Origin of the sequence: Paenibacillus sacheonensis, from assembly GCF_009909195.1 — a bacterium.
In the GTDB taxonomy this organism is placed as follows: domain Bacteria; phylum Bacillota; class Bacilli; order Paenibacillales; family Paenibacillaceae; genus Paenibacillus_Z; species Paenibacillus_Z sacheonensis.
On the sequence record NZ_JAAAMU010000009.1, the window covers coordinates 191,364 to 213,610 of the forward strand.

Genomic DNA, 22,247 nt, shown 5'->3' on the forward strand with positions numbered 1-22,247 from the left:
GAGCAACAACTTAACAGATCGCCGCCGGCCAGGGTGTGCAGCTGACATAGCAAGAAGCTATGCCGGCATGGCATAGCTCCTCTTGTTCGTTATTACCCCTTCGTCCGGAACGTGACGCTCGGCAGATCGCCAGGCGGGACTTCCGGACCGGCAGCGCATCCTGCCATGGAATAACCGCCCGGCCAGCCAGCTAGTCACTTATTCCGCCGCCAAAGGCTCCGCGAACAAATGCTTATATTTCTCGTAATCGGCTCTCCTGCACTCCATCGTGAGACGGGTGCCGTTCGGCTCGTAATCGGTTGCCTGCACATGGGCGTTGGCATTGAAGTACGAGACCAGCCGGCCCTCCGCGAACGGAATGATGACCTCGCACTGGACGTAATCCTGGAAGATCCGATCCTTTACCAGCGTGACCAGCTCTTCCAGACCCGCTCCCTCCTTGACGGAGAGATACACCCTGTCGTCTTCCGCCCGAGGGTAGCGTTCTCCGGTCAGGTCCGTCTTGTTGTACGCGTAGACCATCGGAATATGACCCGCGCCGAGCTCCTTCAGCGTCGCATTGGTGACTTCGATCAGACGCTCGTATTCCGGGTTGGAGTAATCGACGACCTGAACCAGCAGGTCCGCCTCGGCGACCTCCTCCAGCGTGGAGCGGAAAGCCTTGACGAGATGATGCGGCAGTTGACTGACGAAGCCGACCGTGTCGGTCAGCAGGAACGCCTTGTTATCCGGCAGCTCGATGCTCCGAACCGACGTCTCGAGCGTGGCGAAAAGCATGTCTTTGGCCAGCACCTGTTTGTTCGAGTCGGGCATGTAGCGGTCGAGAATCGCGTTCATGAGACTGGATTTGCCCGCATTCGTGTAGCCGACGAGACAGACGACGGCGGCTCCGGTTTTCAGCCGCTGCTTGCGCTGCACCTGCCGCCGCGAGACGAGCTTCTCCAGATCCTCCTGCAGCGCGGAGATCCGCTCCTCGATGCGGCGACGGTCGAGCTCGAGCTTCGTCTCGCCCGCGCCCCGGTTCTTCAAGCCCGAGCCGCCGCCTTGGCGGCCGAGCGATTCCCGCAGGCCCACGAGCCGCGGAAGCATATATTGCAGCTGCGCCACTTCTACCTGCAGCTGCGCTTCTCGGGTCTGCGCCCGATCGCCGAAAATATCGAGGATCAGAATCGTCCGGTCGATGACCCGCTTATCCAGCGCGCCCTCCAGATTGCGGAGCTGGGACGGCGACAGCTCGTCGTTGAAGATGACGGTCGAAGCGTCCAATCCCTCCGCGTACGCGGCCAACTCTTGAATTTTACCCGTGCCCAGATAATGAGGACCGTTGATCTTGGATGCATTCTGCGTCAGCTCGCCGACGACTTCGATGTTGTTGGCTTCGGCAAGGCTGCGCAGCTCTTCCATCGAGTACGCAAAATCCGGTCTGTCGTTCAAGTTCACGCCGACGATGACGGCTTTATGATTGATGGCTGCTTGTTGTTCTTCCATAGGGGAATTCCTCCTTCGTGGATGGCGATAGTCGCTTGTCATAAGTATCGCTTGTCATGAGCATAAAAAAACGCACGGGCGCTTGGGCCTGTGCGTTTCGCGGATACGAAAGCGAGGAACTCGGATTCTCCCGGACGAAAAGCCGCTGGGCTTTCCGTCTCGAATCGGCGGCGAAAACTGCATCGATCGGCCATCATCGCCGATTGCAACGCAATCCATCACCTGCTATTCACCGGGAGGCAGGTCGCTTCGGAGCGCATACGGCGAAAGAAGCCCGCTGTACGGCGGGTGCTTGCAATCGCGGGTGCGCTATACGAATGTTTAAAGGCAACACGGGAACCGAACCCTACCGGTTCTGGTTCCTCTCGCGTCGGATGGTGCATGGGTTACCTTTAATGGACAGACCTATCCTGAGTCCTCTGCACGCAGGCAGAGCCTTGGGCGCTATTCAATTAGCCGCGCAAAGTGCGAACTCGGATAAAGTCTATCACACGTAACCCTCCGTTCCGGTTTGAAGTAAAGCCATCTTAACATACGGACAAGCGGAAATGCAAACAACTGGAAGCGACGACCGATGCCCCGCTCAGGATCGCTGCCGGCCCGCGATCGCGAAGAACCGGCGCAGCTCCCTGCGGTGCGTGTAGGCAAGCAGCAGGAAACTGACCAGCCCGAAGGCGAGAATCGCGCGCGGATACTGAGCGATGACTAAGAACACCGACAGCAGCAGCATCCCGAGCACGACTTGAAAGCCGTCGGCATCGGACGTCGTCGGCCTGCCCCTCGTGAACAGGCGGGAACCCGCAAGCAGGACCGCCAGAATGATGGCGTAGACCAGCGAAGCCGCGAATCCCGTCAGCGCGCTCCATACGCCGAAGGTAACCGCGATCGCTTTGCCGCCTCTGCCCCCCATGAAAGGCGAGAACGCATGACCCAGGACGGCGGCGGCGGACGGAAGCAAGATGCCCATCCCTCCCAAGGAACCGGATGCGGCCAGCCAAAACACCGGCACGTAGCCTTTCAGAAAATCAAGCGCGATCCCGGCCAATCCGTACGTATATCCTGCAGCCCGCCACAGATTCAGCGCGCCGGGGTTGCCGTCGCCGACCGTTTTCAAGTTATGATTGGCGGCCAGGCCGAGCCAATACGAGAACATCAGCGAACCAGACAGAAACGACAGCAGCGTCCACACGAGGATGATCAACGTTTCCGGCCTCCCACTTCGATTTGCCTGCCCTTCCACGCGACGCGTCCCAGAAACAAGACCCGGTATAACGAATACAGCATGATATAAAGGAAAAACGCGGTGCTCAGGAAATGAAGCGCGGGCATCCATCTGCCGAAGCGCCCGGTATAGCGTACAAAATAATACATTTGTGCCGTATACAGCACGTATCCGGCAATAAGCGGCAGCGACCACGAAGCAGCAAGGACGAAAGGCGCCGCCTCCGCTGCGATTAATCCGATCAGCCACACGGCGACAAGCAGCGTCGTCCGCAGGTCCAGCCTGCTCGTGCTCAGCACGGCTCCTTTGCCGAAGCCTTCGACCTCGCTGCGGATCCCGCCGGGGTACATCCGGAATTCGACCATGCCGCGGCCGATAAAATTCGTGACCGGAATGCCCGCTTCCATGAACTTGGCGCCAAGATTCAGGTCGTCGAGCAGCTCGGACTTGATGGCTTCATGCCCTTGCGCCGTCTCGTAATCTTTCCGGGTCGCAAGGATGCAGGAGCCGTAAAGCCCCTTCATCGGATTCGTTCGCTCGAACGGCGACGTAAACGCGAACAAGCCCAGAATATTCGGTATCAGCGCCAGCTTCTCGTACGGCTTCTCCGCGTGGTGGTACGGAACGACGGATACGACGCCGCCCGCTCGTTCTCTTGCCGCGATCAGCGACGCCAGCGCCTGCGGCGCGAGCCGGACATCCGCATCCAGGAACGCGATCAGATCGCCGGACGCTTGCTTGTAGCCGTTCCACACGGCCCAGTTCTTGCCTGTCCATCCCGGCGGGAGCGGCATGCCGGCCAAGACCTTGACGCCATAGCGCTCCGCGATGGCTCTCGTCCCGTCTTCGGAGCCGTCGTCCACCACGATAATTTCGAACGGTTGAACCGTCTGCGATCGAAGCGAGCCGAGCAGATGAGGGAGGTTGCGTTCTTCGTTCCTTGCCGGGATGATGACGGACAGCTTTCCCGGAGAAGGCGGAGGGTTATGACGGCTTGCGGGAATCGTTTTACGGCGGAATAAGACCAGACCCGAGGCGCACGCAGCCGCCAGCAGCCCCATGATCAGCAAATCCATACCCCCACCCCCTGTCTAATTTTAGGATATGAATCTATCTTAAGAGATATTGCTAGAAACTTCCACGGTTTGTAAGCACAGGGAACAAAAACAGCCGTAAGTTCCCCCGCTGCCACCTGCCCCCGCCTATCTTGCCTCCGAATACAAATAACCCCGACCTGGCAAGGCCGGGGGGTTCGCGCGCTTCAGTACGGGTTCGCGCAGGTTCGCATGGGCTTGCGAAGGCCGATTTGAAAAAATAGTAAAGAACAAAAAATCCCCCGCCGCGGAACTCCGCTAGCGAGGGATCTCGGATAATCATATAGGCCCGGTGGGGGTCGAACCCACAACCTACCGGTTAAGAGCCGGTTGCTCTGCCATTGAGCTACGGACCTGCAATACTCAGTATTATAATACAAATGACATTAATTATCAACCTGTCCCGCAAATTCGGATTGTTGCCGGCATGCTGCAGGTTTACCTTCGGGCCGAGCGCATGCGGCTATAGAACCGCATCCTTGATCGGAAGCGGCTCTATAGCCAATCGCACGATACGCAATTCCTGCATCCCATCCGCTAGCTAGGCTCTCGGTTTGCGGACGTTCCGGCTACCGCCGCGGCCCGCGAAGTCCGCTTCGATGGGCTGGCTCCAATTCTCCGCCAATGCGCCGCGCTTGCGGAAATCCGATATCGCATCGGCCACGACCGCGTAATTGAGCTGCGTTCCCTCGCTGTCGGCGTGATAGTTCTGCGCCCGGCTTGGCGCAATCCCGAAGCGTCCGGCTACTTCAGGCGCGTCGATATTCGCGCCGAGGAAGATAAACTCCCAGCCATGCTTGCTCGTTTGCCGCTCGATCATGGCTTTGATCCTGCCGTAGTCGTATTCGCGGCTTGCATTCTCCATGCCGTCCGTCGTAATGACGACCAGCACTTTGTCAGCCCGGTAAGCCTCCGCTGTATGCTTCTGGGCATTGCCGATCTTGTTGATCGTGGCGCCGATGGCATCGAGCAGCGCCGTCGAGCCGCCAACCGCGTATTCCTTCCCGCTGATCGTCGATACGGCCCGCAGATCGATTCGGTCATGCAGCAGCTCGTAGTTATTGTCGAACAGCACCGTCGTGATGCGCGCCTCGCCCTCCACGGCCTTCTGTTTGGCCAGCATCGCGTTGTATCCGCCGATCGTATCGGCCTCCAGCCCGCTCATCGAGCCGCTTTTGTCCAAAATAAATACCAGTTCCGTCAAGTTCGTGTTCATGTTAAGTTCCTCCATTCAGTATCGTTCGATCTGAATTAAGGATACCGCCGCGCAGACACGAAGAGGTCGCTTCGGGAGCGACATTGGACTCCGGATGTCCTCAAGACGGCGGCGAAGTCGCGATGGAATGCGGATAGCGGCTAGCCATGCCGGGATTCATGAGCCAAGAAGCGGCTGATCGTAATGGAACAGGACCTCGTTAATGGCGAATAAGTCATATTGGCCCTGAAGGATGAAGTATTCGATAATGACGTCGAACTTCTGGCTGCGGGACAGCGCGTAACCCGCGCGCTCCAGCAGGTCCGCGGTCTCGGCTAAGTCGAGCGCGAGCGCGACCGCCAGGGCGATGGCGGTTTTCTTGCTCGGCATGTAGGAGCTGTTGCTGCGGATTTTGGAAAACAGCTTGCGGTCGATATTCGCGCGCTTGTACACCTCGACGTCCGATCGGCCCTTGGCATCGATGAGCCGCAGGAGCGTCAGGGCAAACGGCTCGTCCAACCGCTCGATGACTTCTTCTAAGTTGGACAACGGCGAAAGCGAACTGTACCCCGCCACCATTGGCGGCGACATAGCCGCTTCCGCTCTGGCTTCCGCATCTTCCGTCCTGGCATCTACCTCTTCCGCCCTGGCTTCAGCTTCCTCTACGGCTTCAGCTTCCTCTTCATGACGGCCTTCGTCCCGGTCGTCATGAATGGCACGTCGCTCCGCGTCCAGGAGACTGCGGCGCTTCGATACCATTTCCGTTTCGCTTACGTAATGCTCGTCGATGAACGCTTCCACGCTGCCGAGCAGCTGCTCGCTTACCTCGACCGCCGCCTTGTCGAATACGGCGAGATACACGTCCATATCGCTGCCAAGCAGGAAGTCCTGGATCGCGCCGGATGCGATGCGCAGCGCTTCCGCCTTCGGATACCCGTACAACCCTGACGAGATCAAGGGAAATGCGACGGATTCACAGCCGAGCTGTGCGGCAAGCCGGAGCGCGTTCCCATAACAGTCTCGCAGGAGCGTCTCTTCTCCCTTGCTGCCGCCGCGCCAGACCGGGCCAGGGGTGTGGATGATGTAAGTCGCAGGCAGTTTGAAGCCCGAAGTGGCGACGGCTTGGCCAGCTTCGCAGCCGCCGATCCTCTCGCACGCCTGCTGCAGCTCGCGAGCGCCGGCCGCCCGGAAGATGGCGCCGCATACGCCGCCGCCCATCTGGAGCGATGTGTTCGCGGCATTAACGATGGCATCGACATGCATCGCGGTGATATCGTTGCGGACGATGGTAAACGGCATGATGATGTTCGCTCCTTCGGAATGTTCTTTTCTTGTACCTCTAGTCTATCAAATTCCGGTTTCTATTCAAGGCGCAGGAAGCACTCCGATACCTGCATGTTGGAATACAGAAAAGCCAGCCTTCACGGCTGGCTTTCGGCTGAATGGTTCGGTTTCGTTCGGCTTGATTCACTGGCCGGGCGGAAATTCCGCTCAATAATCCCTGATGATCGTCTCGATGCGATTCATCATCTTGTTGAATTCGGCCAAGGCCCGTTCCGGGTCGCGTGCCGCAATGCCCGCGAACATCGTATGGTGAAATTCGTAGGTATCGTCGAACAGCTTACGGTCGCCGAGCGGTTCGTTGAAGAACAGCTCGTACATGGCCGATATCGACTCGAGCACGCTGTAGAGGATCGGGTTGGAAGCCGCCTTCATCACGCCGCGGTGGAAGGCCAAGTCGATTTGGGAGGTCGATTTCCCCGCTTCCTTCAGCAGCTTGTATTCTTGCAAGCACGCCGTCAATTCGTCGATTTGCGCCGGCGTGATCCGCTCCGCCGCCAATTCGACCGCTTTGCCCTCCAGCGCCCGGCGCACGTCAAGAATCGAGAGCAGGAAACGCTTTTCTTTTTCGATTTTGATCTTGCCGGCAAACCGGTACGTGCCCACGTCGCGGACATAGATTCCTTTTCCGTTGGATACGGTGATGACGTCGGTTGCCTCCAGGTAACGCAGCGCTTCGCGGAGCGAAGAGCGGCCGACGCCGAACATCTGCGTCATCGCCTCGACCGATGGAAGCCGATCTCCTTCTTGAAGCTCTTTTTCTTCAATATAGTTCTGAATTTCCTGCGAGACCAGTTCAGGCATCGACTGTCTTTGGATTTTAGCCACATCGCATCACTCCTCGTTTGCGCGAATCCAATCCGCTTCCCAGGTTACAAATTCAGATCTTGCACGGCTGCCCAGGTCTGATCCAAGTCGTCGATCAAATCGTCGGCGCTCTCCAGTCCGATATGCAGGCGAATCAAGCTGCGGGCACCCGCCCTGCAGCTTGCGCCGGCGGGGTTAACCGTGACGAGCGACTCGAAGCCGCCCCAGCTGACTCCGATTTTGAAATACTTCAGCCGGCTTGCCCATTCCCGCATCTTCTCCGTCGACTCCGTCGATTCGAACGAGAACAGCCCGCTCGAGCCGTTCATTTGCCGCAAGCCCAGCTCGTGCTGCGGATGCGAAGACAGCGCGGGATGGTTGACTCCCGCCACGTACGGCTGGCCGAGCATATGATTCGCGACCTTCAGGGCACTGCGCTCATGCCGTTCCATCCGCAGCGGCAGCGTCCGCAGGCAGCGGGTAATCTGCGCCGCGGTAGCAGCCGTCATAATGCCGCCGAACAGCATATACTCATCCTCGGCAATCCGGCTGACCAGACGCTCGGAGCCCAGCACGACGCCGGCGACGCTGTCGCTCTGCCCGGAGATATACTTCGTGCAGGAATGAACGACGAGATCGATGCCCAGCTCCAAGGGCCGCTGGAATACCGGCGTCGCCCAGGAGTTGTCGATAATGGTTACGATGCCACGGCTGCTCGCCAGCTCCGCGCAGGCCTTCAAGTCCTGCAGCTGGAACATCCCCGAGGTCGGACTTTCCAGATAGAGCAGCTTCGTCTCCGGGCGAATCGCCGAGCGAATGTTGTCTATGGATCGTCCGTCCACGAGCGTCGATTCAATGCCGAACCGCTGAAGGTACTGGGTGACGAGCATTCGCGTCGGTCCGTATGCCTGATCCATGCAGACGATATGATCGCCGGTTCTTACCGTCGAGAGAATCGCTGCCGATATTGCAGCCATGCCCGAAGCGAAACACTTCGCCATCTCCGCTTGCTCCAGCTCGGCCAGCTTATCCTCCAGGTACCGTACCGTCGGGTTATTTCCCCGCGAATACACATGAAGGTTCTGTTGGTTCTGCCCGGCCGCGGTGAATTTATCGTACGTCTCGAAGGCGAACAGGCTGGTTTGGTAGATCGGCATATTAATCGAACCGTGATGCCGTTCGTCGACGGCATCGTGAGCTGCCGATGTATACTGCCATTCCCGGTCGTTCTTCTCGGTCATCGTTTATGCCCCTTTCCTCGTTGTACGAGCCCGGTTATCCTTTGACGGCTCCCTGCGTCAGACCTTCGACGATGAAGCGCTGCGCGATGGCGAACAACGCGATGGTCGGGAGAACGGACAGCACGGTGCCGGCCGACATCGCGCCCCAATCGACGTCGAACTTCATCACGAACGAGTTCATCGCGACGGGAAGCGTTTTCAACGATTCGTCATCGATGAACAGCACCGCCATGAACAGCTCGTTCCAGTTCTGCACGAAGGCGAAAATAAACGTTGCCGCGATTCCGTTCAGCATCACCGGCATGATGACGCGAATAAGCGCCGACAAGCGGGAGCAGCCGTCGATCATCGCGGCCTCTTCCAGGCTGGACGGGATTCGTTCGAAGAACCCTTTGAGCAGGATCGTCGAGAACGGAATCAAGCCTACGGTGTACATTAAGATCAGCGAAGCGCGCGTATTGATCAAGTCGAGCCGCGACATCAGCAGGTAAAGCGGCGCTAGCGCCACGAACCCGGGCAGCATCTGGGTCAGGAAAAATCCCAGCATGACATGCTTATGGGCGCGGAATTTGAACCTAGCCAGCACATAGGCGCTCAAAACCGCGATAACGACGACGACCAAGGCCGCGCTGATCGAAATGAGCAGGCTATTGAAGATGTAGATGTGGAATTTGGATATCTTGATGATGTTGATGTAGTTCTGGAAGGTTAGATGGGTGGGCCAATATTTCAGCGGGAAGGAGAAGATTTCTTTCTGCGGTTTGAGCGACGTAATGACGATCCAGTAGAGCGGAAACACCATCACGATTAAGTACAGCGCCAGGAAGACGGCCTTCGATCCTTTGAATAGGTGCCTCTGCATATTAGAAGTCCCCCAATTTCGCGGCTCTGGTCACGGTTAAGTAGAAGATCGTATACAGCAGCAGGATGCCGATCATCAGAATGCCGATCGCAGACGCCGCGCCGTAATCGCCGCTGTACATGATTTTGTCGAGCATCAGCGAGGACAGGATATGCGTCGAACCGGCAGGCCCGCCGTTCGTGAGCCCGTAGATGATCGACGGATCGTTGAAGATCCAGATCGCGCGCAGCAGGGTCGTCGTGATGACCGTCGGCATGATGTAGGGCAGCGTAATGTTCAACAGCTTGCGCGCTCCGTTCGCGCCGTCCATGCTCCCCGCTTCGTACAGCTCCGACGGCACGGATTGCAGCGCGGCCAGCAGCATGATCGCGAAGAACGCGATGCCGTACCACACGTTCGCGATGATAACCGATGCCATGGCCCAGTTCGGATCCGACAAGAAGCCGATTCGCTCATGAATAATGCCGCTTCGCAGCAGCAAATCGTTGATGACGCCGATCTGCGAGTTGAACATCCATTTCCAGATCAAGCCGATCAGGAATCCGGACAACGCCCAGGGATAGAAGACAAAGCCCTGAAAAAAACCGCGCCCGCGGAACCGCTTGTTTAACAACAGCGCCACCGACAACCCGATCGTGAATTGCGCGATCAGGGAGATGAACACCCAGTACACGCTGTTGACGGCGGCAAACTTGAACTTGGCGTCCTCGAACATGTTCTTGAAGTTATCGAGGCCGATGTAGTGCACGTTGGTCAGATCGAAGAGCTGATAGTTCTGGAAGGCCATCACGATGCCGCGGAAGAAGGGATAGTATGTAAACACCAGCATCAGAACCAGCGTGGGCAGCAAACAGAAAAAGATGAATCCACGCGGAGAATTGCGGAAGCTCGCCTGCAATCGCCCTATAACGGAAGGCCGATCATCGTTCATGAACCGCACCACCTTTTACGCGAGAAATGGTAACGATGGGTGGCTTTACGCCACCCATCGTCCTTCTTGCATGCCTGTTCTACTTCAGGTTCGCTTTTTGGTCCGCCCAGAACTGATCCCATTTCTTGAGGGTATCTTCTTCCGTCGCTTTGCCGAGCAGCAGCGATTGGCCGCTTTCCATCGCGACTTGGCCCCATTGGCCGATACCCGGGTATTTCGTGTTTGCTTTCAGGTTCACGAACTCGTCCGGCTTGCTGGCCATATCGAGCAGCGTTTTGTACATGTCCGTTTGGAAGAATGGATCTTTGCTAGCCGAAGTATGAATCGGAATCAGTGCCGTCTTCGTGGCGAAGTACGTATTTTGTTCCGGACTCGACAGGAACGCGATCAGTTTGAATGCTTCGTCCTTGTGCTTGGAGTTTTTGGCGATACCCCAGCCGGCGCCGCCCGTCGCCGTGAACGACTTGCCGCTTGGACCCTTCGGCATCGGAGCCGTGCCGATCGTGTTGACGTCCATTTTCTCCATTAAGGACGGGATCGCATCCGGATCCTGCAGCAGGATGCCGGTTACGCCGGACGTAAACGCTTGAACCTGCTCTTGATAACCCCAGTTGATCGAGTCCTTCGGCGAGCCTTCTTTATACAGTTTCACATACAAATCAAGCGCTTGCTTCGCTTCCGGCGTCGAGTACATCGACTTGCCGTCTTTCAGGAAGTTCGAATCGTCATGATCGATGTTGTCGAAGTTGTAGTTTTGAATCATCGCGTCCGGAACGCCGTTCGCGCCCGCTCCGCCCCGGAACGAAAAACCGTAACGGTTCTTGCTCGGATCCGTCAGCTTAATCGCGGCTGCCACCATCTCTTCATAGTTCGTCGGCGGCTGGATGCCCTTCTCTTGGAACCAGTCTTTGCGGTAGAACATCTGACGCTGATACATGCCGTTCGTAACGAAATACACGTTATCGTTCAGCGAGGCGACCGATTTGGCAACGTCGACGACGGTCGCGTAATCCGGCCAGCTTTTCACGTAATCGTTCAGCGACTCCAGATAGCCGTTATTGGAAAACTCGGATATGGTGGAATCACGCACTTCCAATACGTCGAGCTCTTCTTTGGCGCCAAGAATCGTTTTGATCTTGTTGTCGGCTTGGTCAAAAGGAGGAGAGATCAGGTCGACCTTGATATTCGGATTGGCTGTTTCGAACTTGGCAATCATCTCTTGTAGCACCGCCGTGCGGGCCGGGCTCGTCAAGCTCTCGATCATGCGAAGCGTGACTTTCTTTCCTGAGCCTTCGTTGCTTCCCCCGTTGCCGTTGTCGCCGCAGCCCGCCAGAACACCCACGAGCAGTACGCCTGCAACCGCGCCAAGCAACATTTTTTTCTCTTTTTTTGCCGCCATTGAAATAGCCTCCTTTTTTTTACAAGCCGTCAAACTGACTGCCGCGCATACACTCATCATCCAAGCATATGCTCTGCCTGTCTGATAGGTAGATTGTAAATGAAAGCGCTTTATATTTCAATCCCATTTTCTTGCTTTTTTGAATTTTATTTTTTATTCGACTAATCGCCAGGCAGCGCCGATCGCATCAACAACAAAAACCGGAACCCCCATGCGAAGGGATTCCGGTCTGCTGTTTTTCACGTCAATTATTGCGTTCGCATTGAAAGGCGAGCTCCATAAGGTTAAGCCCATTAAAGCGTCATCGCCTGCCCGTACCGCGCCAAGAAGGCTTCCTTCTCCTTGTAGTCCGGCATGACGCTGCCGACGCGTCTCCAGAAGGACCGGTCATGGTTCATATGCGTAAGGTGGCACAGCTCATGCACGATGACATAATCGATCACCTCGATCGGCGCCATCGCCAGGCGGTAATTGAAGGTTAACTGCTTATTCGAGCTGCAGCTGCCCCATTTGGTGATGGACTCGACGATCTCGATCGACTTCGGCGTTACCTTCAGCTGCTTCTGATACATCGGGATGCGTTCCGACACGATCTTCTTGCAGCTTGCGAAATAAAACTTCTTGAGCCGCTGCCGCAGCTCTTCTTCATCCGCTGCCGCCGTGTCGATCAACTCGCTCAGCAAGCAGTATTTGCCCAGGTGGAGGAATTTGCGCTCCTCGTCGTCGTACTCTCTGATCTGCTGCGCTTCGCGGGCTCTCTCGATCGCGCGGAGCTGCTTCTCGATCCATTCCCCATGCTGTCTCGCCGCGGATTCGATCCGTTCGTCGATCGTTCCGTTAGGCGCCTTCACCGTAATAAGTCCGGTCGGATTGATATGAATCGTAATCTTGCGTCCAGGTCCGTAAGCGACATGGCATTCGATGATTCGGTGCTCGAGTTGAATCTTCATGATCTCCATACGCCCATCCATTTGATTGTCATTTCTTAACCAGCCTTCGGCTTAAGGATTCAAGCTCGTCCAACATCGCGGGGCGGCGCGGGTACTTCTCAATCAAGTGCCGGATCAATGCCATCGCTTCTTCCCTAGCCCCTGCATTGTAATAGCTTTTGAGCAGCTTGCATACGCCTTTATACTTTCGTCGTTCGGTTGCCGCCGCGGCTTCGTTCATAATGTAATGCTCGTAAATCATATACGTTTCCGCCGGAAACCTCGAAGCCAGCTGCTTGCCGTAATGCTCAATGAATATCGCATTGTCCTTCACCACATTCAACAGCCGCGGCCACTCGCCTGCGCCGCCAAGCAGCCCCGCAAATTGACTCGCCGCGTAAACTTTCGATAATTCATCAAGCACACCTGATTTACGCTGCTCCCATGTCCCGTCCGACTCGTAAAAAGTCCTTAATTTGGAGTAATACGAGCTTTCGCCACGCTTTAAAATCAGGAGAATCATCTCGAGCTGCTTTTCTTTGTCGCCAAGCTCTCCATAGATTTGTTCCAGATACTTCGCCCATGGAGTTGGCCTGCCATAAGGCTTATCCTGCTCGAGCGCCGCTTCGCAGAGTTCCTTCGCCTCATCATATCGATGATCCGACAATGCCCGATCCACCGCGATCACTCTGATATCCAGCACGTTCAGATGCTCTGTTCGATACCGCTTAGCCGCTTCCGGTCCGTCCAAGTGCTCGATGATGCCGTGCGTGATGACGAATCGATTCTTCCAGCAATGTATCCATGGCAGCGCAAACCCGATCGCAAGCGCCGTAGGGCAAGAATCCACGGTCGGAATTGCTGCGTATGAATGCCTTTAAGTCGCTCTTTACCGTTTCGAGGGATACTATTTTCAGCATCGGATCACTCCGATATTTTATGAGAGTAGAGCGGCTATTTATAATGAATCCTAATCTGAAGTATAGTCGATGTCCGCCGAACCGCCAAACGTGAGAAGCAAAAAGCAACCCGACCAAGCGAGGTCGGGTTGCTTGCTTAGTTTGGTAGGCTCGTGCGGCGTATCCTCGCAGCAGCATGCTCGCGAGGGGAGCACATCCCCCTATTTCCCTCAGCCTTGCCGAACTTCGCCTAACCCAGCTTCTGACCGCAGTTCGGGCAGAAATTCGCTCCTTCGTTCTTGGCTCCGCAGTTGGGACAGAAGTTCGGCTTCTTGCCGCCTTCCGCGGACGAAGGCGACGGCGCCGTTGAAGCCGCACCTTTATCCGCCTCGGATTGCCGCTGCTCGCCGCCGCCGGAATCCTGACCGCGGTTCATGTTCTTCATCATTTCATTGGCCATGTTCATGCCCATCATCATGCCGGCCATATCCGCGGCAGCGCCGCCACCGTGCACTTTACCGGATGCAATGCCGTCCGTCATGCTCACCTGCTGGTACTTCTGCAGATTGCCGATCATCTCATGCGAAGCGGTCTTCGTGATCATATCCTGGATTTCCTGCGGATAATTGAAGCTCATGACCTGGAAGCCCGTGATCGCGATGCCGATGTCCATCATTTGCATGTCCAGATCCTCGCGAATGCCATTCGCGATATCGAAGGCGTTCGCCTGCAAATTGAACATGTCCTTGCCTTCTCGGCTGATCCACTTCATCAAGAGCTGATCCAGCACGGCCGTCATCCGGATTTTGACATCCTCGACCAAGTAGCTTTGTTTGATCCCCGCGATCTGATCGATCAGGGCCATGTAATCGCTCACCTTGAAGTTGAACGTGCCGTTGGCGCGAATCGGCATGCCGCCCGGAAGCTGCGGCGTCGGGATCAGGATCGGACTCTGCGTGCCCCAGCGAACGGTAAACTCCTTCGTGTTCACGAACAGCACCTCGACCCGCATCCCGCTGTTGAATCCGAACTTAAACCCTTTCAGCGTCGACAGGAACGGAATAATGTCCGAATCGACATTGAACGAGCCTTCGTCCTTGAAGACCCCCTCGACCTTGCCGTTATTCAAGAAGACGGCATCCTGCCCGGCGCGGATAATAAGCTTGCTGCCCTTCTTGATCTCCTGGTTGCTCCACTTCCAGAAAATCATATCGTCTCTGAACTCTTCCCATTCCACCACGTTTGCGAATTGATTCCCGAAAAGCCCCATGTCATTCCCATCCCTTCTATGTTCCGTATTCGACTCGTTCGCGCGATATCGTTTGACTAAAACGAACCTCTGCTTCCGCTATGCGAGGAACCTCCGCCGGTGGTCCCTCCGCCGCCCCCTCTGGAGCCACTGCCGTTGTTCTTCGGAATCTTGGTCTTGGTCACCGTCGTCCGGATATACTGGTCCGCATGCTCCAATACGCCCGACGTGCCTCGATTCTCGTACGTTGCTCCGCTCACGGTTACCCGGCCGCCGGAACGGTAGACCATGACCGTGACGATAATTCCGCCAATGATTAAGGCCGCCCCCAGTTGGAACCACAGGGCAAACAAGATATTATCCGGATTTACGCCGGGCTTATACCCCATGTAGGTGTAAGAAAGCGTAATGTACCTTTCAAAGGCCTTCGCATATTCGGCGCGCGTCAGATCCGGCGTCATTTTGCTGCGAATCTTATCCAGCCTGCTGTCGTCGAGGGCGGTTTCCGCCTTGCCGAAGCCGGCCAAGTACACCTCCCGATTCCTCATGTCCATCGTCAGAATGACGGCATTGCCGTGGGGCTTGTCGTATCCTGGTGCCTGGTCGTCGTAGAAATTCTCCGTCTTCAGCTGGACGTCTTGGTTCTCCGCGTTGGTGGATGTAAGAATAATAATGTCCGTCTCTCTCTTGGCCCCGTACCGATTCGCCAATGCATTCAGTTCATCCCACTCCTGCTGCGTGAGTAGATTGGCTTTATCGTAGATCAGATTCTTCGTCTCGCTCCCGGCTTCGGCCGCTTCCGAATGGCCGGGAATCGCCAAGGCTGCCGCGCAGACGACGAACATCAAGAGGGCAGCGAGCAACGTAAACGGTCTTCTCATAGGAACCCGCCTCCCATCGTCCAGGAGACGATCTTTAATGCCACGAAGGACACGGCGGATATCCCCGCAAACCATGCCGCTACCTTCGCCTTGCTGATCGGAGGCTTGCCTACGACTTTGCCCGTCTGGCCATTCATGGCGAACGTATACTCCGCCCGGTTAAAGTTGTACCTCACCATCCATACGGGAAGGAGCACGTAATCGGCCCGCTTCATGGTCGTATCCACTTGCTTGTCGATGTAGCTGACGTTCGTATAGCCGGATACGGTCGAAGAAATAAAGGCGTCGACGTAGGCACTGGTTTTTTCTTTGGCCCGCGGAAATAGCTGTTCGTCGTCGTAGCTGTATTTCTCCGCCAGATAGCCGGCCAGATAAGGCGTCTTGAATGCCTTCAGCTGATCGTACGGGAACGGCTCCAGTTTATCCATCAGCGCGTCGTTCATTTTCTCCGAGGCGTCCAGCGGCAGCCGGACGTAGTCCACTTGAATCTTGCGATAGATGCTGTAATGCTGCGTCTCCGTAATTCTGTAGTCGCCTTGCGTATAGATCCTGACCTTGGTTCCCTGCGCCTGCACCTCGATGTCGTTATGCAGATCGTATAACCAGAAGGGGACATAGATTCCGGTAATGCCCGTAACCCGGTCCGCCGACATGAAGCCGCGAGGCGTAAGCAGGCCGTTCCTGCACCATTTCTTGAACGCCTTCATCGCCGCTTCCTTGGCAATCGTGAAGGGAATCACCATCACGGGAGCAAACTGGCCGGACAGACGATCGCTCAGCACCACGGCCGAGCCGCAAAAGCTGCATGAGGTCGCGCTGGTCTCCGGTTCGGTCACGATGACGGCGCCGCAGCTGGTGCAATGGTACTCCTTCACGTCCTGTTCCGTGAACGTCTGGCTCTTCAGCGGATCCATCATTTGCTCGATATTATCCTGCCGGCCGCAGCCGGGGCAGGACAATGTGCCCGCAGCCGCATCGAAAACCATGCCGCTGCCGCAATTGGGACACTTATACTCGATAACCGCCTCCACGCCGCTCACCTCGACCTTAATCTCTCTTTGATTGCCGCAAGCTCCTCTTCTGCGCTGATCGGAGCGGCCTCGGCGCTGCCCGGTCGACCTCCCGAGCCCTCCGCTTCCTTGGCAAGCTGCGCCTGCGCGATCAATGCGTCCAAATCGTCTTCCTCGGTCCCGCCCCTAAGCTCGGCGAGCGCCATCGCTTCGTTTAACGCCTGGTTCGCCTTCTCTTCCAACGCGTCGAAAGAAGCGCTCGCCTTGTCCGCGGCCCGATTGCCGCCGTTAACGTGCTGCTGCGTCTTGGCTTCCGCCATCTTGCCCTTCAGCTCCGCATGCCGCGCTTCCAGCTGCGACAGATCGGACACGAGCTTATCCTGCATCTGTTTCATCAACGCCGCTTTTGCCGAAGCACGGTCGTGCGCGACCTGCAGCTCGTCAAGCTGCTCGGTTTGCTTTGATTTGGCTGCCAAAAATTGGAGCGCCCGATCATCATCGCCCGACTCCGCCGACTTCTCGGCATAGCGCTGCAGCTTCTTGATCTCGGCCCTGCATTCGTCCAAGGCCCGCCTGGCTCTGTCCACCTCGAGCAGCACCGAAGCCGTCTCCGCTTTCACGCCGCCCAGATCGCTAGACAAGCGCTGCATGTACGCGTTCACGGCCCTCTCCGGATCGTCCGCCTTGTCCAGCAACCCGTGCATATTGGCTTTCATTACGTCCCTGAACCTTGCCAGCATTCCCATTACGAGCTCCCCTTTCCAAAGCCTGCCATTACGTCCTATTCTACCTTACTTTCGAAAAGGGAAAAAGCCAGCCGAATTCGGCTGGCTTCTCATGCCCGACAGTTGGGATTACTTCACTAACGCCTCGATCTCGCTCTTCAATAGAAGGTACCGGTGAACGCTTCTCATGATCGGCACTTTGGTAAGGCTGTTCTTGTCCGCATAGGTCTTCATTTGATCTTTCGACAGACCCAGCATGTTCCCTGCTTCCGTAACGGTCAAGACGACTTCGTTGCTTGTCGCGTTAAAGGTCTTCTTTACTTTCTGATTCCAGTCTTCAAATGCTTGCATCGTTCGGCGCAACCTTTCCTGCTCGTAGACAGTCCGTTTTTGGCTTTATACTTCTAGTATAGCAGAAATCCGGGTTTTCTCCTAAACCGGAATGGTCGACTCCTTTGAATGCCGAAGGCGTTTTTAGATTTCCTTGAAAAGGTAATGATACGAATAGCATCATAAATCGAAGTCTAAAATCTGGAGGCCATGATGGGAAAAGTCGTGCATTTCGAAATTCACGTCGACGATATGGAGCGTGCCAAGGCGTTTTACGGAGAGGTATTCGGGTGGACCTACGAGGATTGGAGCGGTTATGCCGGCATGCCTTATTGGGGAGCGATAACGGGCGACCCGGGCGCGATGGGAATCAACGGCGCTCTGATGCAGCGCAAAGGCCCTTCCCCGCAGCAAGGCCAGCCTCTGAACGGGTATGCCTGTACCCTGGGCGTCGGGGACTACGATGCGACGGAAGCCAAAATCCTTGCGCATGGAGGCAAGCTCGCTTTGGCCAAATACGCATTGCCGGGGATGGCCTGGCAAGGGTATTACATCGACACGGAAGGCAATACCTTCGGCATTCACCAGCCGGATTTGAAAGCCAAATAGATTGCCGCGCCCGTTCGGCGCAGACGAAAGCCCGGCCGCGTGCGGTCGGGCTTCTCGTTGTTATGAACTGGCTTCATGCGGTTGAAACCGAAGATTCTCCAGCTTAAACTTGCCGCCCGAAGCATAGGCGACATCGGCCTCCACATCCCCGAAATACTCGGGCTGCGCGTTCCCGGCGATTACGATTCCGATCGCAGCCGAGAACGTCAGCTTATGCTGCTCGGCCTGAAAATAGATTATGCTGCCGTAACCGAGCTTATCCTTGATCTTCGCTTCGCCGTAGTCCGCCTGATAATTCTTGAAGCTCACCTCGTAGCGCCGACTGCCGATGGCCAGTTGGCCGAACAGCTCCCCGTTCCGATTCGTCGTCTTGATCTGCATCAGCTTGCCCAGCTGTTCCAAGTAATCCTCGGAGAGAAATTCATGATCGGCGAAGCTTTGCCCCGCAGGCGGGCTCTCGCCTTGGTATTCGACGACATGCAGTTCCTCCAGGCTAACGCCCGTACCCGACCCGATATCCACGATGGCGGCGAGCTCCTCTTCCCCATCCCCGTCATAGTCTTCCGCCTGGAGCACCGGCAGGATCTGCCTTGGCGTCGCATAGGTCCAATCCATCGTTTGCTGCTTCTGGCCGATCCTCAAGCGCGGATCGTCGTTTAATCCGGGGTACAAATAAATGTCCTTCTCCGGCAGCGAAGCAACCGGCTCCGCAACTGCCTCTCGTTCGGATCCGCCAGCCTCGTCTGCCGCCCCCGACGAGCGCTCAACGTTCGATTGCCCGGGCTCTTTCTCTGCAGCGAGCGGGGACTTCTCGCTCTGCCCCCCGGGGGAGCAGCCCGCCAGCATGATCGATACGGTCGCTGCGCCAATGAGAAGCCGGGTCACTCTCGTCTTATAATTGGCCATCATCCCAATCCCTTTCCTAACCATTCCTAACCGGGTTATCCCTATAACCGATACAATCGGACTGCTATATCTGTAAACGAAGCGGAACTCCCGATTGTTACACGCTGCTGCAAATTGGCCTATAAAACAAAAAAGGACACCGGCATGGTGTCCCTTCTGTTGGTTTTGCTTCTGATGGTATCGATCTAATGTTGTCGCTTCTGGTTGTCAGGTGTTCGTAAAGGCGATCGTCCCCGAACTTATTCGGATTCGGACTCGGGCGGATTGCTCTTGGCTTTCATGTTCTTCACGGCCGTGTTGCGGCTTTGCGTCGACTCATGCAGAATCGGAAGCTCTTTCATGCCTTTTTGCATAGGTGACTTGCATTGCATGCAGGTCGGAACATCCTCGAATGAAAAACTGTCCCGGAGCCAACCGTTGCAGCCTTCCTTGGTACACGACCAAATGGCAGTCATCTCAACCGGATAATCCTCTATGGGTCTCTTACGGGAAAAATACATCTGCAAGTCCTCCCTATGGTAACTTCATAAAAAAAGCCACATGTCAAAAAGGATGCTTCGCGTCCCTTTCGGAATGTGACATTTCGTCTCAATACGATAGCTTTATTATAACACAAAATCGCCGAATTAGCGAGGGTACACGCCTTCTTTCTAAGACAAAAGGGCTACAATTTCTGTAAATCCCCGTCTTGCCGCATGTTCGATCGGCGTTATGCGATCCCGATCCGCGATTTGCCTATTTGCCCCGTGCGCAAGCAGCAGCTTAATGATTTCTTGCTGCCTGACGCCTCCGTCCGACAAGATGACGGCCTCCAATAAGGCCGTCCAGCCCAGTTTGTTCACGTGATCCACTTGGACATCCGTTCGTTCGAGCAATAATCGGACCACTTCGACATGGCCTCTCTCGCACGCCGGGATTAACGCCGTTCCGCCATAGCCGTTGACGATCGTCATATCGGGATCCGCCCGTTCGATCAACAACCGCACCATATCGGCATTGCCCTGTACGCTCGCGATCATGATCGGCGTCTTATCGATTTGATCGCTTGCCATGTTCGCGTCGGCACCCAAGTCCAACAATAGTTTCACCATATCGATATCGTTTCTATCCGCTGCTTTGCAGATTCCGGTTTCCTTCGCGGCATTCTGCAGGTTGACGTCTATTCCGCGTTCCAAGTAGCTTCTGACCGAAGCCATATCGCCTCGCTCGATAGCGGCAAAATAGCCGTTGCGATCATACGTATCGTCGGTCATCCTGCTCATCCCCTCTTCGCCAATTTTGCTAAATATTGCGGACGGCCTGCAGTTAACGATCCACTAACAATTCCGTCTTATACTAGAGGTGTGCCTGTTACTACTACTCACCGCAGAGAGGAAATCAGCCTATGGGAATTCATACGTATTTTCAGTCGTTAACCGACCTGGAACGAATTATTCGCTGCCCGGGCAAGTTCAAATTCCAAGAGCACAGCGTATCCGCCCACTCCTGGAAAGTCGTTCAATATGCGAAGACCTTGGCGGATATCGAAGAAAGCAACGGCGTGACGGTGGATTGGAAGAAGCTGTACGAGATCACGAGCAGCCATGATTACGGCGAGATTTTTATCGGGGACATCAAGACGCCCGTGAAGCATTATTCGCTTGAGCTCCGCGCGATGCTGCAGCAAGTGGAGGAGGGCATGGTCGCCCACTTTATCGACGAGCATATTCCGGAGACGTTCAAATCGATCTTCCGCAGACAGCTGCGCGAGGGCAAAGACCAGTCCGTAGAAGGTCAAATCCTGGAAGTCGCCGATAAAATGGACCAAATCTACGAAGCCTTCGCCGAGCTCCGAGCCGGCAACACGGAGAAAGAATTTATCGTGATGTACCGGTCCGCGTTGATCAAAATCAAACAAATCAAGCTTCATTGCGTCGATTACTTCCTGCAGCATATCCTCCCCGACCTCGTCAGCGAAGGCGCAAGATCCCCGATCGATATTCATCAAATAACCGAAGAAGCACTGGCGGCCTGAAAAGACGTCCCTCCCGCGAGCTCGTGGCCGGCGGCGTCTTTTATTCCGTTACCAACGGATACTGCGGACCAGCGCAAGCATCTCGCTCAGCTCGTCCGGGCTTAACGCCCATTGCTTCATCTCGCCCTGCAGACGCTCCACGCTCAGGAAGCCCTTCGCCACCCCGTTCAGCCGGGCAGCCAAGGTCGCGTTCTGCAGCTCCTCCTCGGACGGATAGATCGCGCTCAGCTTCGCAACGGCGTCCGGGAATCGTTTCAGATAATACTTCTGGTGCCTGGACTCCGCGGGATAGAAGCTCCGAAATGGCGACAGCTCCGTATCCAGGCTCTCCTTCCCGCCTTCCAGCCGGCTCTTGATCCTTCGGAAAGCTTTCTCCTGCGCTTCGTCGCGATAGAGCAGGAGCGACTGATACTGCCGATCCTTATATCCGTTGATATTCATCGGCTTATGGTTGTTCCAGAACGTCTCCAACAGTTCATCGTAAGAGACCGCGGCAGGATCGAACGTCAGCTCGACCGTCTCGGTATGGTCGCCCATATCGCGATAGCTCGGCTCGTCGGTTGTACCTCCGGCAAAACCGACGCGCGTCCTGATTATGCCGGGCATCGCGCCGAACAACGCCTCCGGACTCCAGTAACATCCCATGCCGAGCGTAATCGTATGAAGGCTGCTCGCCGTCTTGTTATCGGTCATCGTGTCTTCCTCCAAGTCCTATTCGGGATGACATTATTCCGCTGCCTGCTGCCGGTGCTGAGCCAGCTGCGCTTTCTTCTCCGTCAGCTGCTTGGACGACTTGGCGAGCAGGCCGTTGATCTCATCGATGCTCTTCTTCAGCTTCGTCTCCCGCGCAAGCTTGCCGTTCAAATCGTTGATCGATTGGCTCAATTTCTGATCGCGCTGGAGCTGTTTTATCTTGGCTGCCGCTTGATCGCGTTTCTTGGTTTGTTCAAGCGCGAGCGCCTGAAGATCGGCGATTTCTTTCTCCAGCCGAGCGATGATGGAGCGCGTGAAACTAATAGCCATGCGTGGCACCTCTTCGTTTGTAGTTTTGCGTTGACCTCATTCTACTACAGTTGCCCAAGGGTGCGCGAGCACGGTCAGGAAGGGCGCAGCAG

24 protein-coding genes and 1 tRNA gene are annotated in these 22,247 nt (G+C 56.0%); 2 read left to right on the forward strand and 23 right to left on the reverse strand.

What is annotated here, in order from left to right:
• Positions 1–198: 198 nt before the first annotated feature.
• From hflX to GT003_RS18545, 18 genes are all read right to left on the reverse strand, one after another.
• Entirely contained in the window at positions 199–1,488 is a 1,290-nt protein-coding gene (hflX, locus tag GT003_RS18460; protein ID WP_161700484.1) for a GTPase HflX, read from the reverse strand.
• 583 nt (positions 1,489–2,071) lie between these two features.
• Positions 2,072–2,689, reverse strand: coding sequence for a glycerol-3-phosphate acyltransferase (locus GT003_RS18465; RefSeq protein ID WP_170312265.1), 618 nt, complete (start codon positions 2,687–2,689; stop codon positions 2,072–2,074).
• A complete protein-coding gene (locus tag GT003_RS18470; RefSeq protein ID WP_161700486.1) occupies positions 2,686–3,786 on the reverse strand; it encodes a glycosyltransferase in 1,101 nt (366 codons plus the stop codon). The genes GT003_RS18465 and GT003_RS18470 overlap by 4 nt, the downstream gene beginning before the upstream one ends.
• Positions 3,787–4,088: 302 nt before the next feature.
• Positions 4,089–4,160: transfer RNA gene (locus tag GT003_RS18475), tRNA-Lys, on the reverse strand.
• Positions 4,161–4,345: 185 nt separating this feature from the next.
• The gene (locus GT003_RS18480; protein ID WP_161700488.1) at positions 4,346–5,020 is read right to left on the reverse strand and encodes a vWA domain-containing protein; all 675 of its coding nucleotides are present in this window, start codon (positions 5,018–5,020) and stop codon (positions 4,346–4,348) included.
• Positions 5,021–5,176: 156 nt separating this feature from the next.
• The gene (locus GT003_RS18485) at positions 5,177–6,298 is read right to left on the reverse strand and encodes a macro domain-containing protein (RefSeq protein WP_161700490.1); all 1,122 of its coding nucleotides are present in this window, start codon (positions 6,296–6,298) and stop codon (positions 5,177–5,179) included.
• Positions 6,299–6,490: 192 nt separating this feature from the next.
• A complete protein-coding gene (locus GT003_RS18490) occupies positions 6,491–7,168 on the reverse strand; it encodes a FadR/GntR family transcriptional regulator (RefSeq protein WP_338045976.1) in 678 nt (225 codons plus the stop codon).
• Positions 7,169–7,212: 44 nt separating this feature from the next.
• Positions 7,213–8,388, reverse strand: a complete 1,176-nt coding sequence (locus GT003_RS18495) for a trans-sulfuration enzyme family protein (protein WP_161700492.1) — start codon at positions 8,386–8,388, stop codon at positions 7,213–7,215.
• Between the two features lie 34 nt (positions 8,389–8,422).
• Positions 8,423–9,250 (reverse strand): carbohydrate ABC transporter permease, encoded by an 828-nt coding sequence (locus GT003_RS18500; protein WP_161700494.1) that lies wholly within the window; start codon positions 9,248–9,250, stop codon positions 8,423–8,425.
• 1 nt (position 9,251) lies between these two features.
• A complete protein-coding gene (locus GT003_RS18505) occupies positions 9,252–10,181 on the reverse strand; it encodes a carbohydrate ABC transporter permease (protein WP_161700496.1) in 930 nt (309 codons plus the stop codon).
• 79 nt (positions 10,182–10,260) lie between these two features.
• Entirely contained in the window at positions 10,261–11,580 is a 1,320-nt protein-coding gene (locus tag GT003_RS18510) for an ABC transporter substrate-binding protein (protein ID WP_161700498.1), read from the reverse strand.
• 293 nt (positions 11,581–11,873) lie between these two features.
• Positions 11,874–12,530, reverse strand: coding sequence for a M48 family metallopeptidase (locus GT003_RS18515; RefSeq protein WP_161700500.1), 657 nt, complete (start codon positions 12,528–12,530; stop codon positions 11,874–11,876).
• A 28-nt stretch (positions 12,531–12,558) separates the two neighbouring features.
• A complete protein-coding gene (locus GT003_RS18520; protein WP_161700502.1) occupies positions 12,559–13,359 on the reverse strand; it encodes a hypothetical protein in 801 nt (266 codons plus the stop codon).
• A gap of 299 nt (positions 13,360–13,658) precedes the next feature.
• Positions 13,659–14,678, reverse strand: a complete 1,020-nt coding sequence (locus tag GT003_RS18525) for an SPFH domain-containing protein (RefSeq protein WP_161700504.1) — start codon at positions 14,676–14,678, stop codon at positions 13,659–13,661.
• A 56-nt stretch (positions 14,679–14,734) separates the two neighbouring features.
• Positions 14,735–15,538, reverse strand: coding sequence for a TPM domain-containing protein (locus GT003_RS18530; protein ID WP_161700506.1), 804 nt, complete (start codon positions 15,536–15,538; stop codon positions 14,735–14,737).
• Positions 15,535–16,578, reverse strand: a complete 1,044-nt coding sequence (locus tag GT003_RS18535; RefSeq protein WP_338045975.1) for a TFIIB-type zinc ribbon-containing protein — start codon at positions 16,576–16,578, stop codon at positions 15,535–15,537. The genes GT003_RS18530 and GT003_RS18535 overlap by 4 nt, the downstream gene beginning before the upstream one ends.
• A complete protein-coding gene (locus tag GT003_RS18540; protein WP_161700508.1) occupies positions 16,575–17,294 on the reverse strand; it encodes a PspA/IM30 family protein in 720 nt (239 codons plus the stop codon). The genes GT003_RS18535 and GT003_RS18540 overlap by 4 nt, the downstream gene beginning before the upstream one ends.
• A 108-nt stretch (positions 17,295–17,402) precedes the next feature.
• A complete protein-coding gene (locus GT003_RS18545) occupies positions 17,403–17,624 on the reverse strand; it encodes a MerR family transcriptional regulator (RefSeq protein WP_161700510.1) in 222 nt (73 codons plus the stop codon).
• Positions 17,625–17,816: 192 nt separating this feature from the next.
• Between GT003_RS18545 and GT003_RS18550 the strand changes: the two genes are divergently transcribed.
• On the forward strand, positions 17,817–18,212 hold the full coding sequence (locus GT003_RS18550) for a VOC family protein (protein ID WP_161700512.1): 396 nt from the start codon (positions 17,817–17,819) through the stop codon (positions 18,210–18,212).
• A gap of 60 nt (positions 18,213–18,272) precedes the next feature.
• Here GT003_RS18550 and GT003_RS18555 read toward each other — a convergent pair whose 3' ends face one another.
• The 3 genes from GT003_RS18555 to GT003_RS18565 all read right to left on the reverse strand — a co-directional run bounded on the left by GT003_RS18555 (position 18,273) and on the right by GT003_RS18565 (position 20,371).
• Positions 18,273–19,121, reverse strand: a complete 849-nt coding sequence (locus tag GT003_RS18555) for a hypothetical protein (RefSeq protein WP_161700514.1) — start codon at positions 19,119–19,121, stop codon at positions 18,273–18,275.
• Between the two features lie 236 nt (positions 19,122–19,357).
• On the reverse strand, positions 19,358–19,618 hold the full coding sequence (locus GT003_RS18560) for a cold-shock protein (RefSeq protein ID WP_161700516.1): 261 nt from the start codon (positions 19,616–19,618) through the stop codon (positions 19,358–19,360).
• A 150-nt stretch (positions 19,619–19,768) separates the two neighbouring features.
• Positions 19,769–20,371: an ankyrin repeat domain-containing protein gene (locus tag GT003_RS18565; protein ID WP_161700518.1), complete on the reverse strand. Its 603-nt coding sequence runs from the start codon at positions 20,369–20,371 to the stop codon at positions 19,769–19,771.
• Positions 20,372–20,502: 131 nt separating this feature from the next.
• On the opposite strand from GT003_RS18565, the gene GT003_RS18570 reads away from it, so the two are divergent.
• The gene (locus GT003_RS18570; protein ID WP_161700520.1) at positions 20,503–21,132 is read left to right on the forward strand and encodes a YfbR-like 5'-deoxynucleotidase; all 630 of its coding nucleotides are present in this window, start codon (positions 20,503–20,505) and stop codon (positions 21,130–21,132) included.
• Between the two features lie 48 nt (positions 21,133–21,180).
• Here the strand turns inward: GT003_RS18570 and GT003_RS18575 are convergent, their stop codons facing one another.
• Complete coding sequence (locus GT003_RS18575; RefSeq protein ID WP_161700522.1) at positions 21,181–21,825, reverse strand: peptide-methionine (S)-S-oxide reductase MsrA; 645 nt, start codon at positions 21,823–21,825, stop codon at positions 21,181–21,183.
• Positions 21,826–21,858: 33 nt separating this feature from the next.
• Positions 21,859–22,155 carry a hypothetical protein gene (locus GT003_RS18580; RefSeq protein WP_161700524.1) on the reverse strand — a complete coding sequence of 99 codons (297 nt, stop codon included), beginning with the start codon at positions 22,153–22,155 and terminating at the stop codon, positions 21,859–21,861.
• Positions 22,156–22,247 lie beyond the last annotated feature (92 nt).